Genomic DNA, 14,654 nt, shown 5'->3' on the forward strand with positions numbered 1-14,654 from the left:
GCGGATAACGTTATTCCTTCACCGACCCCAGCGTAATCCCGTGGATGAAAAACCGCTGCAGGAACGGATACACGATCAGCACCGGAATCATGGCGATAAAAATTTTGGCCGCGTTGAGCGTCTGGTTCGACAGCTCGCTCATGCGCTTGATCTGGTCCTCGTTCATCGTCGTGGCGTCGATGATCACGACGAGCTGCTGGATGTACGTCTGCAGCGGGTAATGCTCAGCCTTCGACATGAGGACCAGCCCGTTGAAGAACTCGTTCCAGTGGTACACAATGCTGAACAGCGTCACCGTAGCCAGCACGGGGACCGCCAGCGGCACGAACACCTTCCAGAGCATGTACCATGGTCCTGCTCCATCGACCAGCGCCGCCTCCTCCAGCTCTTTCGGCAGATTGCGGAAGTAGTTGACGACAAGAATGACATTGAACATGGGCACGCTGTTGCCGAGCACGAGCCCCCAGATGCTGTTGATGAGGCCGAGCGACTTGACGGTCTGGTACCAGGGGATCAGTCCCCCGTTGAAGAGCATCGTGAACACCAGCGTCCACATGAACACATTGCGCAGCGGAAAATCCTTGGTCGTCTTCGACAGCGGATACGCCATCAAGATGGTGACGATGAGGTTCAGCCCCGCTCCAAGCACAACCCTCTGGATCGAGATCCAGAACGAGCCGAAGAACTTGGCGTCCCCCATGATCTCCTTGTACGAGCCGAGATTGAAGCCGACCGGCCACAGACGGACCTCTCCGGCCGACGCCGCCGCATTGTCGCTGAGCGACACGGCCAGCGTATACCAGATCGGGAGCACGCACAGCAGCGCAGCTCCCGCCAGCAGCACCACCAGTGCGCCGTCGAATACCCGGTCACCCCAGGTCGTTTCGCGAACCATAACGGTCCCCCCTTTTTCTTCTCATACATAACACGCCGGTCATTAAAAAATCCGGTAGCCCGCAAACCTGGAGGCGAGCAGATACGATACGGTGATCAGGATGAAGGAGATCACTGACTTCAGCAGTCCTGTGGCCGTAGCCAGGCCGTACTGCAGGTCGACCAGCCCTGTCCGGTACACCCAGGTATCGATAATATCTCCAGTGGAGTAGACGAGCGGGTTGTACAGGTTGAAAATTTGATCGAAGCCCGCATTGAGTACGTTCCCGAGACTGAGCACCGCGAGCAGAATAATCGTCGTGACGATACCGGGCAGCGTAACGTTCAGCAGCCGCTGCCAGCGGGTCGCCCCGTCGATCGCCGCCGCTTCGTACAGCGACGGATTGATGCTTGTCAGCGCCGCGAGGAAGATGATCGTGTTGAAGCCGAACTCCTTCCAGACATCGCTGCCTACAATCAGAAACGGGAACAGGTCGGCCCTGGCGAAGAACAGGATGGGCTCCACCCCGAAGACGGACAGGATCTGGTTGACCGGCCCCTTGTAGGCGAAGACGTCGAGCAGAATCCCGGCCAGGATCACCCAAGACAGAAAATGCGGCAGGTACACGATCGTCTGCACCCACCTCTTCATCACGGCTAGCTGCAGTTCGTGGAGCATCAGCGAGAAGATCAGCGGGACGACGAGGTTGGCGATGATTTTCATTACGGCGATCACAATCGTGTTGCGGAACACCAGCCCGCTGTCGCCGAGCGAGAACATGTAGCGGAAGTTCTCCAGTCCGATCCACTCGGAGTGCAGGATCCCGAGCCCCGGATTGTAGTCCTGGAAAGCGATGACGATACCGAACATCGGCACGATGCTGAACAGCGTCAGCCAGATCATGCCGGGAAGCAGCATCAGGTAGTAATGCTTCACGAATCCTTTCGTTCTCATGGCAGAGCACCTTTCCTGCTATAGATTCTGTGAGCGGCCAGGCATCCCCGCGGGGATGCCCGACTGCATCCACAGTTTCCTGAAATAACTAGCTTTCATCTTTTTAGCTGCCGGGCATGTAGTTCGTTTTTCGCTTTACCTGCCGGCGATGTAGTTCGTTTTTGACAGCGACCTTTATGCGGAGCATAACGGAGCGCAAAAACGAAACTACGAGCACTTCATCTTTGATCTTTTTAGCCGCCAGGCGATGCATTTCTTTTTTGATCTTTTACTTGCCCGGCGACGTATTTCGTTTTTGACAGCGACCTTTATGCGAAGCATAACGGAGCGCAAAAACGAAACTACGAGCATTTACTTCGATGCTTCCTCAACCTCGGCAGTGATCTGATCCCCGCCCTGCTTTTTCCAGTTCGTCACGAATTGGTCGAAGGTCTCGAGCGGCGCGGCCCCCATAATGATCTTCAGGAACGTCTCCTTCTCGAGCTTGTCTAGGTTCGCCCAGCGGCTTTCCATCGTCTTTGTCTGCGAGTAAGTCACACTGTAGGTCTTCTTGTACGGTTTCTCGAGCGCCGCCACCCCGACGAAGGTCGAATACATCCGCTTCCATACCCCGAGATCCGCCTCCGGATTCCAGTACTGAATATCCACCTTGTCGTACGGTTCAAGCTTCACCTTCTTGACGTTCTCGGCGTCGGCTTTAAGCAGTTTGTAGCCCGGCAGATCGAGCTCCTCCGGCTTCTTCGTGCCGGCAAGCACCTCACGCAGCATCTTCAGCGTGACGTCCATCTCGTCCATCGGTGCGAACACGAGGCGCAGCGGGTAGTTCGCGATCGCCACCTTGACGTCGAACTTCGATTCGTCGCGCAGCAGCAGGTTGATCATCTTCATGGCCGCCTCCGGATGCTCATAGCCCTTGCGGACGACCACGAACTGGTTGGACGGCGTACCCATGTGCGGCGTGAACTCGCCGCTTGCATCCAGCGGTACCGCGTACGCCTGCCAGTTCGCCTTCGGATCGTTCTTGATCGCATCCCCGAGCGGACCGTAGCCGCCCCACCACATGCCGAACCAGATCCCTGACTTGCCGCCCTTGATGAGTTCGGAGGTGTCCTTGCGCACGCTCATCTCCTTGTCGATGAGGCCCTTGGCGTAGAGGTCGCGGAGCTTGGCGAGCGCCTCCTTCGTCTCCGGCTGGATGGAGCCGTAGACCGGCTTGCCGTCCGCTCCCTTGAGCCAGAAGCCGGGATAAGCATGGAACGAGGAGAAAATCGGGTCGAAGCCATAGTTGTTGTTGTTCGGCGTAATGAAATTCGCATGAAGCAGTCCGCCCGCCTGCGGGCCCGTGATCCCGATCGTGTCGGCCTTCCCGTTGCCGTCCGGATCCTGCTCGACGAACGCCTTGGCCGTCTTCTCGAGATCGTCAATCGTCTTCGGCACAGGCAGGCCCAGCTTATCCAGCCAGTCCTTGCGGATCCACATCAGATGAACCATATCCGACTCGGTCGTGACGTTCGGGATGGCCATCATCCTGCCGCCAAAGGTAACCGCCTTGGTCGCAAGCCCCTTCGTCGACTCGATAATGCTCTTGACCGCCGGCGAGGCATGCTGCGCGAATACATCCGTCAGATCGGCCAGCTGGCCTGCCTTGACCATCTGGCGCAGCTGCGTGTCGTTGACGACCATCGTGTCCGGCAGATCGTTGCTCGCGATGGACAGGTTGACCTTCTGGTCGTAGTCCTTGCCCGCTGCGGCCTGCCAGACAAGCTTCGAGTCGATGTTCAGGTGCTCCTTGACGTAGCGCGTGTACTGGTTGCTCTCCGGCGTGTCGCCTGCCGGCAGGCTCTTGTCCGTCGGATCGACGCTCTTGCCGATCGTGATCGTGACCGGCTGGTCGTACTTGCCGAACGGATCGGCGGCAGCGGCAGTGCTCTTGTCTGCGGCCGGCTTCGGCTCAGAGGACGCGGCCGGCTGCTTCTCGGCCGGTGTGCTGCACGCGGTGACGGTCAGGAGGCCGGCAGCTACCAGCATAGGAAGACCTCTTCGAAACTTGCGCATGAATACCCCTTCTTTCTGTTCGATATGAATAGGAGGATCAAAATACGTGCGGTTCAGAATCATCTCACTGCAAAGGCTTACATCCATAGGGTACCATATCCGTTAGCTTCTTCCGGATGGCTCAGGGTCTCCGGTTCAGGGGGACATTTGACCGCCTTCCCGGTGCCTCACCGGATTCGGAGCAGCCTCGCGCACCGTATCTTCCGCTCACGCCCGCACGTACCGTCATTTGTCCCCCCCGTCCGCCGACACGGCTCCCCCCTGCCTTCTCGCCTGCCGGTATTCGCTCGGCAGCAGGCCGGTCACCTCGCGGAAGGTCCGGCGAAAATACTTTTCGTCGAGGTATCCGGTCTTCTCGGCGATCCACTGTACCGGCTTATCCGTGTGGATCAGGTATTCCTCCGCCTTAGCCATCCGCGCCTTCCTCAAGTATTCATTGAAGGTGCAGCCGACGATCGCCTTGAAGCATTCGCTGAAATGGCTGCGGCTCATATGCACCCGCCGGGCGGCCTCCTGTGCTGTCATCTCCCCGCCCAGCTCTTCATGGATGAAGTGGACGCTCTTCATCACGGCTTCCACGACCTCCTCCGAATGCGCGGAGCGGTCCATCGCCTGCCGCACTTCGGCACGGATCTCATCCAGCCACTGCATGGCCTCGTACCGGTATACCATGCCAGCGGGCGGCCGGATGTCGAGTCCGGCGACCTCGCGGTAGAACCGGCCCCAGGAGCCGGCCAGCGTGTAAAGCAGGGCATACAGCGCCGCCGGGGCCATCCGGGAGGCCGCCAGCCGCTGCTTGAGCTCCGCGTACCGGGCTGTGCTGTGGATCCACTCGGGCGAGAGCCACGGCTCGGCCGGCCGCCCGGCGGACACGCCGCCCGCCGGTGTCTCCGGCTCCCCCGCCGACTCCATCCCGCGGGCCGCCCACTCCGCCGGGCAGAAGGGACCCGGCAGCCGCCCGTCCTGCCGCATGTCGCGGAACAGGCAGTGGTCCTTGTACTCGCGCAGGGCACGCTGCACCTCGCCCGGGCCGCTCAGCCGCAGCCCGGCCAGCTCGAGCAGCGCCCAGCCGGGCGCAGGCCGCTGCCGCCGCCACTGCTCCGCCACACGGGCCAGCGCAGCCTCCGCTTCGGCATCGGCCCCGGCGGCCGGCTGCCACAGCCACAGGCCGCGCTCGAGCTCCTGCAGCTGCGGCGCATCAGGCGCCTCCCCGGCGCCGGCGAGCAGCCCCGGCAGCCATGCCGCGTCCGCGTCGGGAAGCAGTGTCAGGAAGGCGGCGCCGCAGTCCGCCCCCTGGCCTTCTCCCCTGCCTGCGTCCGGTTCGCCCGCCGGCTGCCCTGCCTGCACCTCGCGAATCCGCGCGGCGATCCGCCCGAGCACCTCCTCGAAGCGTTCGGTCTCGAGCTGCACCTTCGCGATGTAATCGATCGCCCCGAGGCGCAGCGCTTCCTGGATATACTCAAAGTCCTGGTGCAGCGTCAGCACGGCCATATGTACGGGAAGGCCTCTGCGCCGTACCTCGCGGATCAGCTCGATCCCTGTCATCACCGGCATGGCCAGATCGGTCAGAACGAGATCGACCGGATGCGCTTCCAAGAATTCCAGCGCCTTCATTCCGTTCGCGGCTTCCCCGGCGACCTCCATCCCGCACTCCTGCCACGGCATGGCGGCAATCAGCCCCTTGCGCACCAGTTTGTCATCGTCCACAACCAGCACTCTTATCATGTGTTGTCCTCCCCTGTCAGCGGCAGCCTCAGCTCAATCCGGGTGCCCTCACCCGCAGCACTCCGGATCGCGAGCCCGGCCCCCTCGCCGTAATGGATCTCCATCATCCGTTTGACATAGTTCATCCCTATGCCCATCCCCACACGCCTCTCCTCGGGCGGGCGTTCCTCCAGCAGCCGTCGGACCGCTTCCTCGCTCATGCCCGCACCATTATCCTGCACGGCAATCTGCACGGCGTCTCCTTCCTGCCGCACATCGACCTCAATACGCCCCTTGTCGTCCAAACCGTGGTAGAGCGCATTCTCGACGAGCGGCTGCAGCAGGAACCGCGGGATCGGGGTGCCGAGCACCCGTTCATCCGCTTCGATGCGGACTAGGAACTTGAAGTCGTACCGGATCTCCTGCAGGGTCAAGTACTGCTGCAGCGCATCCAGTTCTTCGCGGATCGTCGACTGCTGGCCGAGCTTTCCGAGGTTATAATAGAGGAGCTTATTGAGCGACTGCACCAGCCGGTCAATCTCCCCCTGTCCGTGCAGGACGGCCAGCCAGTGCACCGTATCCAGCGTGTTCATGAGAAAATGCGGGTTGATCTGGTACAGCAGCTTCTCGACCTCGAGATCCGCACGCCGCTTCTCCTTCTGTTCCACCTCCGCGAACAGGGTCCAGATCTGGCCGCGCATCCCCCGGAACCGCTCCAGGAGATCGTCGAACTCCGGAATGTGAGTCGCCGGAGCCAGCGAGGCGGCCGTTTCCGCCTCGGTCTGCCCCTGCCCGCTCTGCTGCTCCATGCTCTCGATCTCCCCGTGAAAGGTGCCGAGCGGCTTGTACACCATTTTCCACAGGAGCCATCCGAGCAGGAGCGAGATCGCCAGGAACACCAGGGAGCTGAGCAGCACCTGGGTCCACCATCGGTTCATCTCCCGGTTGTAATCCGCCGCGGGAATGACCGACAGCACGCTCCAGCCCTGGCTGCTCTTCTCCCGGAACCAATAGTGGCCCGCATGCTCGCCTGACGTCCCGTCCATGGTGAAGCCCGGAAACACTGAATCGACCGGAAACACAGACGGAAGGTGGCTGTAAGCGACCCGGCCGTCATGATCGAGGATGAGGTGCGCCACCTTCCCCCCGAAGCCGTCCCCGGTCAGAATCCCGCTCGTCAGCCGGAAGCCCGATTCGATGTAGACGTACACATCCTGCCGTTCGGGCAGCTCCACCCGGCGCAGCGCAGAAAGCACGATCTGGTTGACGAACCGGTTGCTGCTGGGATGCGGGCCGTAGTAGGAGATCCCGTTGTAGTGCCCGAGCAGCGGGGCTTTCTCCGGGGCAAAGCCGTCCTTCACGCCCATGTTCTCGAAGAGCGTCGTACCCTCTTTTTGAAAATAATAGAGCGTCAGTCCGATGTTCGGATTCGTAAAGGTGATGAGGCTGAGCTCGTTCCTCACTTCTTCCGTCAGCCTGGAGCGCTCATAGGGCTCCTTCGCCGCAAGCAGCAGATCCAGCTTCCGTCCCACCGACCCGTCAAAGGCCAGCTGCTGGGAGACATGGTTCAGGTTGGTCAGCGTGTTCTCGAGCGACTGCTCCACGCCCTTCAGATTGCTGACAATCCCGGATTGAATCTTGTTCTGCAGCATGGAATAGATGGTAGAGTAAGAGATCGCCCCTATGCTGAGGAAGGGAATCAGGGAGCTGCCCAGAAAAAGGATCATGATCCGCCTTTTCAATGTAAGCCCTTGCAAGTATCGGTATACTGTGGATTTGCTGCGTACCGTGCTGCTCATAAACCGCTCCTTTCTCCTCATTGCGTTTGTTCGGTACCGTAATAATGCCGATAAAGAAACGAAGTCCCCCCGATGGGACAGTGGCTTCGGCCCCCACCTGCCCTGCTCTATGATACCCCGGTCTGTGCGGCAAAATCGAGCAAAAATGGTCACAAGGAGAAAATCATTCTCGCTCACCGCCAGATTGCTGTAAGCCGGTCCGACGTATGCTGTTATGCTGAGATAGGCACGTGTCCGCCTCAAACGCCAACAAGACCGCCGGTGGTTACCGGCAGCCCTATGGGGTTGATGTCAGATTGTCCTGGGAAGCTGCTTCCCGTTTGTCCTTCTCCCGTTCCCCTTCGATGCGTTTACCCGTTCCTGCTCCCCGAACCGAACCCAATGAGATAGCCGTCCGGATCCTGCACCGCAAAATCCTTCCATGCTCCCCACTCATGCTCGGTCACGTTAGGCCCGGTGGCGATGTATGCGCCATTCGCTTGGAACTCCTCGGACAGCAGATCCAGTTCCTCGTGGGCCTTCACGTATGCGTATGTATTCCATGTACCCTTGTTCGGTCTGACGTCCCCCGGGTCCGCCGCCTGAATCAGATTGAAGCCGGGCCCAAACTCATCCCGGACCGCCCAGTGCTCATTGACTTCGCACCCGAGGGCTTCTTCATAATACTTCATGGACCGCTGCAGATCGGATACCAGCAGCACGGTCAGTGAATGTTCAATTCTCGCTTTGACTTTCTCCATGGTTTCCTCATCCTCCTGATTCGCTCGCTTCACGTCTTCCCTCACGGGAAGGAACACGGCGGCATTCCTGTGTATACGGCCTTTTGTACTATTCAGCTGACACAACCGCGGGAACATCATGCGTGACCTAGAGCTCTTTCCCGAAGTCGGCGGAACGCTCCTCAAGGACCTTGGACAGTTGGGCTCTTACCTTGAGCAGCCACTCAGGTTCATGCTTCCACTGCTCGTTACTCGCCCGGAGCACGCGTGCATAACTGTAGAGATCGGCGAACCGCCTGCAGGCCGGCAGGATGGACTCCCACTCCTCGGGAAGCTCATTTTCCGATAGGTACCCCTGGATGAACATCTCCTTTTTCCGGCAGATGCACTCGGGCCGGATATAGTCCCGCAGGCTGTGGAGCGCTTGTTCGATGTCCATGACATACCAGTGATACATGGCGTCGTCAAAATCAATGGCATGGCACACACCGGAGGCTTCGTCGAAGAACACATTATCGTACTCAAAATCATAGTGGATCAGGCCGTAATGGCAGCCGGTATCGGGCAGCCCGTAAAAGTACTCCTTCAGCCTGGCGGCTTCCCCTACAGCCGCTTCTTCCGATGGAAACTTCGACAGGAGCGCCTGCACCCAGTCCAGCACATCGAAGCAGGACCATCTTGGGGTTCCTGATGGCGTGTAACGATACGACAGCCGATGGAGCTTCCCGAGCGATTTCCCATGCGCGGCGATCACCGCATCACTGAAGTTCGATCGGTGTATCGGCGCACCCGGCACCCGGTGAAATACGGAGGCGTAGTATCCGCCCCAAGGCGTCTCCGCTTCGATCCATACCTCGCCCTCCCGAGAAGGTGCGGGCTCCAGGGCTTCATACCCGTTCTCCCGGAGATAAGCGATGAACTCCAGCTCCGCCGAGATCTGCTCCTTCTTCTTCTCCACCGCAGGAGCAAACCGAAGCAATTGCGTCTTCCCCTCGCACTTGAACGGGTAAATCGCATTCGAGGAGATCCGGTAGTGCTTGAACATCACCAGGGATTCCGGGTCATACTTCCAATGCTCCAGGAGCATCCGGGCCAGGTCTTCATTGTGGAACAGGTACTTTAATGGGAGCATAGGCATTCCTCCTTCACTTTGGTATTCCTCCTCTCGATCTTACGCTTTCGTAAGGCGTGCTTACAGGGAGACTTTGGGTCCAATTAAAAAAGCCTGACAGGCATCTTCCCTGTCAGGCTCCGGATCGCTTCCTAGCCTATTCCAGCTCCACCGAGAACTGGTGCAGCCACTCGTCGATCCCGGTCGCCGGGACCGTCAGCTTCCGCGTGACCGCTGTGGCGGCCGGATAGCCGCCGACCTCGTTCTGGCTGTTCAGGATGCGGCCCGTGCCGTTCAGCGTATCGGACACGATCCGCTTGTCCACCGCGTCCCGGTCCTTCGGCCGGGCTCCCGCATGCTGCGTCACATGCGCCAGCACCTCGCTCGACGGACGGACCGTCAGGCCGGAGGACGGCCAGGACGGCTTGCTGCTGAGCAGCTTCACACCGCCGAACGTCTGCGGCACCGCCTGTCCCGAGCGGTCCACCGCTTTGTTGTCCGCCATATAAGCTTCGCCGCTGTTCGAATTCGTGCCGACAAGTCCAAGGCCTGCGATCGTATCCGCCCCATGCCTCATGTAGTTCCCCACGATACTGACCTTAGGCCCCTGCGGTGTAATGGTGGACGAGGTCCACTCTCCAGGGACATAGCCGAGCCGCATCGCCCATTTGCCGGGATTGTGAATGACGTTGTTGACGATCACCCCGGTGGCGAAGCCCTTGAACCATGGATTGCGCTCATAGTTATGGGCGAAGAGGTTGCCGACGACCGCCGCATCCGTCACATAATCATGGATCAGGGTGCCCATGGAGTGCGGTCCCTTCTCGTGTACGGAGTCATGCAGGCCTTCGGCGATGATATTGTTGCTGAAGGTCAGCTTCCGGGAGGTGCCGTTCGGTCCGTCGAACCGGGCACCGGAAGCCGACAGCGTCTCGTCGACTCCCCAGGCGAACGAACAATGATCGACGACAATGTTGTACGCATTGGCACCGTACGTCGATACGTCGGGCTCGTAGCCGCTGCCCTTGGCCGCACCGGCATCGCCCATCCGGAACCGGATGTGCTTCATCAGCACATCGTGCGTCTTGATCTGCATCCCGCCCCGGATCAGCGTGATCCCCGGGGAAGGCGCTGTCTGTCCGGCAATCGTGACATAGGGCTCGGACACGACAAGCGTCTGCCGGCCAAGATCAATGACGCCTCCGACCTCGAACACAATAATACGGGGGCCTTTGGCAGCCAGAGCCGCCTTGAGGGAGCCCGCCCCGTCGGCGTTCAGGTTCGTGACCTTGATGATCGTCCCTCCGCGTCCTGCCGGCGTATCCACCCCATAGCCTTCAGCGCCGGGAAACACAGAGGCCGCCGCTGCCGCGGGCAGCAGGGCGGACGGTGCTGCGGTCGCTGCCGTCAGCAGCAGGGCAAAGCTGAGAATCGAGGTGCCGAGCTTACGGGACATGCCTTTTTTGAACGATGCAATCATTGGGATTCCTCCTTCTTTTCATTAGAATCATCGCTGCTTCCGCTCTCTTCCGCTCCCCTCCTCTCTCCGGATGGTTCTTCCGGAGTATCGGCGCGCCGTTACGGCTGCTCGTTGGGGCTGCCCGTTACGGCGGAACATCATCGGCCCCATTGGCGCTTCTTTCTTATACCTGAATTGGCAAATTACAGCAATAACTCATTTTCAACTTCGGCCTCCCCGCATTCCAGCCTGCCGTACTGCGCCCGCTAATACGGCAAAAAAGCCGCATCCCTGAAGGCGGATACGGCTTTCTTTCGTACGATATGCTCTGCAAAACCAAGCTGATCTTCGGATGTCTCCCGCCAGCTAATCCAAAAGAGTGATTATCCGGATCATCCTGCCGTCCGCCTAGCGGCTAGCTTGTCTGGACGGCGGTCTCCCTGCTCTGGCGGAAGACCGTAAAGTAAAGGGCGACAACGCCGATGATCCAGACGGCGAAGATCAGGAAGACACTGCTGAAGGCACCGCCTCCTTGTCCCTGATACACCGGGTTCAGCGAGGCGGACGATCCGCCGCTGTCGAGCACCGCCCCGATCAGGGTCGTGCCGATGGCTCCGGTGATGAAGCTGGCCATCATGTAGATGCCCATGCCTACCCCGGTCTGCCGGCTGGTGAGCGTCCGGGACACCGTTCCCGCCATCCCGATCTGCGCGAAGGTCAGCCCGGTGTTGGTCAGGATGAGCAGCCCCGCGACAAGCATCGTCGAAGTACCGGTGAAGGTGGAGAACAGCAGATAGGACGCCGCTTGGAGTAGCAGCGCGCAGGCCACCAGGAACCGGTTCCCCTTCGAGTCGGCGATCCGGCCTCCGACCAGGCCGAGCAGCGCGGCCAGCAGCGCACCCGGGAACATGACCAGCCCCGTCTCCATGGAGGACAGGCCGTTCACGGAGCTGAGCATCTGCGGAACGAGGTACGGTACGCACAGATTGAGCGTGAGGATCATGCATCCGATGATCAAGCCGGCCGTGTACTTCTTATTCCGGAAGATGCCGGGAGCGACGAACGGATCGCCCGCCCGGTGAATGCGGAGATAGAACAAGGCGAACACCACCACGGTCAGTCCGCAGAGCATCCAGCTCTGCTGGGTAATCGAGAGAAGCAGCAGCGCGATGCCCGCGGCTAACAGCAGGCCTCCCGCCAGATCCGTCCGGCCCGGCTGGCTCTTCTCCTCCGGCAGATGCCTGCGGAAGAGCGGAAGCGACACCAGCACGAGCAGCGAGATCAGGAACAGGAAGCGCCAGCTGACCAGCCCGATGATGAAGCCGGCGATGATCGGTCCGATTGCCGTCCCAAGCGCCATGCCGGCCGAGGTGATGCCGAGCGCACGCCCGCGCTTCTCGCCCGGGATATACCGCATGGGAATGAGCATGGAGGAGGCCGGGATCACCGAGGCTCCCATCGACTGCAGGATGCGGCCGGCAATGATCATCCAGTAGCTCGTGGAGAAGAGCCCGAGCAGGGAGCCTGCCGCGAAGAGGACCAGCCCCGCGGTGATCAGGTTCTTGAGCGGGAACCTGTCCGCCAGCTTGCCGTAAGTGACCGATCCGACGGCATAGACGATAATGTAGGCGGTGACGACCCAGCTGACCTCGGAGGAGGTCAAGCCGAATTCCTTGCGGAGCACGGGAAGCGCTACGTTGAACATGGTGGAGTTCATCACCGAGATGACCATGGCGAAAGCAAGGGTCCAAATGATTCTGAAAGAGTCGGGTCTATGATGGCTGCTTTCCATGGGGTTCCTTCCTTTACTTGCGGTCCAGTGGAGACTTCGCCACTACCTTGAGATCCAGTTCGTGGATGATGCTCAGCACGCGGTCCATGCGGAGCGGGCCCGGCTCGGACGGGAAGATATGATCCTCGTACGGGTCGCCGAGCGTGCGGAAGAACGGCTCGAACAGGCCGGAGACGAGCAGGCCGACGACCTGGGTGTAGTCCGCATCCAAGCGGTATGAATGCAGGGTGCCGGCCGGCACGTGCAGGAAGTCGCCCGGCTGAAGCCGGATCTCCTCCCCGCTCGCCCACATCGTCATCTCCCCTTTCGTGCAGAAGAAGGTCTCCGTGTGGTGCTCATGGTAATGCTCGACGATCGGGTCGCCCTTCGGACCGATGGAGGATACGAAGATGTACCCGCCGTCCGTATTCTTCTGCGACGCCAGGATGCTGTGCAGCTGGTCCGCCGTCAGCAGCCGGTCCCCTTCCCCGCTCTCAAGCACATAGGGAGCGACCTCCGCCGGGATAGCACCGCCCTCTATCATGGCGGATGAGCCCCACTGCATCGGACCGGCGAGGAACTCGATGTCCGCAGCTGCGGAGGCCTGCTCCAGCAGCTCTCCGGTAATGGCGCCGACCGGCTTCACGGGATGCTCCACCGGAGCGTACGGGATGCCGAGAATCGAGTACACCCGGCTGATGCTGCCCGGCACCGTGTAAGAGGCCAGACGCGTGCGGTGTCCCGCCATCCGGTAAGCATGCGGGGTGCCCGGCGGGATGTGGACATAATCGCCTGCGGTGAGCAGGTGATACGTGCCGTTCAGCAGGAATTCCAGCTTGCCTTCGAGCACGATGACGGACTCATAGCTTCCGGCATGCCGGTGCAGCGGGAATTCCTCTCCTTTGGATCCGGAGAGCACCACCATCTCGAATACGCCTCCCGTGCTTTGGGAGCTGGCCATCACCGAAGCGACCTGCCTTCCGAAGACATAACGTTCGCCATCCCCGGAACGCAGCAGATAAGGTCTCATTTCTTGGGGCAATCTTGTACTGATGACAGTCATTCCTTCATTTCCTCCTCAGGTGTTGGTGTACTCACCCAGTCTACCTGAAGGAGCCCGGTCCGACCTATGGTCTGGGACGACGGGCGATTAGGGGATTGCGACACGGGACCGGTTGCACCGTCCGCCAAAGTTGGTTACTATAAGACGACAAAGCTGAAGATGACAAAGCTGAAGACGACAAAGCCGAAGACGACAAAGCCGAAGACGGCCAGATCAAAGGAGGAATGGAGACGAATGGGCTCAACCCTGCGGCCTTATCCCATAGAGCATGCGTTTACGGACGGGACCCCGATTTCCTTCCATCCCGTGCAGGCCGACCGTCATTTCCATGTGCATACACATCCCTTCCACGAGATCGCCTATATCGCCGAAGGATCAGGTACGCTTGCAGCTGGAAGAGATGCCATCCCCGTTGCGAAGGGCGATCTCCTCTTCATTCCGAAGGACCGGGAGCATGTCTTCCAGCCGCAAAGGAATTCGAGCCTTGAGATCCTGAACTGCCTGTTCCAGGAGGAGGTGCTGGTCCCTCCCCAAGGGTTGTCCGGCCATCTCGTGTTCGAGGATATGGCGGAGATCACGGACCTGTTCCGCAGCTGCCCGGACTGCATCAAGGTGAAGGAACAGGCGGGCGAGTTCGCGAGGCTCATGTATGCGCTGAAGCTCGAGCTGAGCTGGAAGCAGACCGGGTTCCGGTACAAGCTTTATATTTATTTGATGGACATGCTGGCCCGCATCCGGCAGACCACGCCAGCCGCCACAGCCCCAAGGACCGCAGCCAATCCGATCCAGTTTGCCGTGGACTACATTCATCAGGCTTACAAGAATCCGATGCCCGTGGAGGAATTCTGCAGAAGCATCGGGATATCGGCACGGCATTTTCAGCGCAAATTCAAGGCGGAGACCGACCGGACTTACACGCAGATGCTGCAGGATGTACGGATCCGCAAGAGCTGCGATCTTCTCCTTGATACGGACTGGAGCATTCAGACGGTGGCGCAGGAAGTGGGACTGCAGGACATGAAGCATTTTTACCGGCTCTTCAAGCAGCGATGCGGGATGACCCCTAACGAGCTGCGCCGGATGAGCTCGGAGATTCCGCCGGAAGGAAAGCATCCGCATACATTTCAGTAGATAAACGGGGACAG

Annotated in this window: 11 protein-coding genes; 1 reads left to right on the top strand and 10 read right to left on the bottom strand. The window is 60.1% G+C overall.

Annotated elements, in window-relative coordinates; translation table 11 throughout:
- Positions 1-10: 10 nt before the first annotated feature.
- The 10 genes from ACP26L_RS20235 to ACP26L_RS20280 form a co-directional block, all read right to left on the bottom strand.
- A complete protein-coding gene (locus ACP26L_RS20235; RefSeq protein WP_426445802.1) occupies positions 11-895 on the bottom strand; it encodes a carbohydrate ABC transporter permease in 885 nt (294 codons plus the stop codon).
- Between the two features lie 42 nt (positions 896-937).
- A complete protein-coding gene (locus ACP26L_RS20240) occupies positions 938-1,828 on the bottom strand; it encodes an ABC transporter permease (protein ID WP_426445804.1) in 891 nt (296 codons plus the stop codon).
- A gap of 351 nt (positions 1,829-2,179) precedes the next feature.
- Positions 2,180-3,883: an extracellular solute-binding protein gene (locus ACP26L_RS20245; protein ID WP_426445806.1), complete on the bottom strand. Its 1,704-nt coding sequence runs from the start codon at positions 3,881-3,883 to the stop codon at positions 2,180-2,182.
- A 225-nt stretch (positions 3,884-4,108) separates the two neighbouring features.
- A complete protein-coding gene (locus ACP26L_RS20250) occupies positions 4,109-5,608 on the bottom strand; it encodes a response regulator transcription factor (RefSeq protein ID WP_426445808.1) in 1,500 nt (499 codons plus the stop codon).
- Entirely contained in the window at positions 5,605-7,314 is a 1,710-nt protein-coding gene (locus ACP26L_RS20255) for a sensor histidine kinase (protein WP_426445810.1), read from the bottom strand. Before ACP26L_RS20255 ends, ACP26L_RS20250 begins: the two co-directional genes overlap by 4 nt.
- Before the next feature lie 422 nt (positions 7,315-7,736).
- Positions 7,737-8,126 carry a VOC family protein gene (locus ACP26L_RS20260; protein ID WP_426445811.1) on the bottom strand — a complete coding sequence of 130 codons (390 nt, stop codon included), beginning with the start codon at positions 8,124-8,126 and terminating at the stop codon, positions 7,737-7,739.
- 127 nt (positions 8,127-8,253) lie between these two features.
- On the bottom strand, positions 8,254-9,237 hold the full coding sequence (locus ACP26L_RS20265; protein ID WP_426445812.1) for a phosphotransferase enzyme family protein: 984 nt from the start codon (positions 9,235-9,237) through the stop codon (positions 8,254-8,256).
- A gap of 136 nt (positions 9,238-9,373) precedes the next feature.
- Complete coding sequence (locus ACP26L_RS20270; protein ID WP_426445814.1) at positions 9,374-10,696, bottom strand: pectate lyase family protein; 1,323 nt, start codon at positions 10,694-10,696, stop codon at positions 9,374-9,376.
- A 394-nt stretch (positions 10,697-11,090) separates the two neighbouring features.
- Positions 11,091-12,467, bottom strand: a complete 1,377-nt coding sequence (locus ACP26L_RS20275) for an MFS transporter (protein ID WP_426445816.1) — start codon at positions 12,465-12,467, stop codon at positions 11,091-11,093.
- A gap of 13 nt (positions 12,468-12,480) precedes the next feature.
- Positions 12,481-13,509, bottom strand: a complete 1,029-nt coding sequence (locus tag ACP26L_RS20280) for a quercetin 2,3-dioxygenase (protein ID WP_426445818.1) — start codon at positions 13,507-13,509, stop codon at positions 12,481-12,483.
- Between the two features lie 66 nt (positions 13,510-13,575).
- Here ACP26L_RS20280 and ACP26L_RS20285 point away from each other — a divergent pair, with 66 nt between their 5' ends.
- On the top strand, positions 13,576-14,640 hold the full coding sequence (locus ACP26L_RS20285) for a helix-turn-helix domain-containing protein (protein ID WP_426445820.1): 1,065 nt from the start codon (positions 13,576-13,578) through the stop codon (positions 14,638-14,640).
- Positions 14,641-14,654: the final 14 nt, after the last annotated feature.

The sequence above is a fragment of the Paenibacillus sp. S-38 genome, from assembly GCF_049942825.1.
GTDB lineage: Bacteria > Bacillota > Bacilli > Paenibacillales > NBRC-103111 > Paenibacillus_G.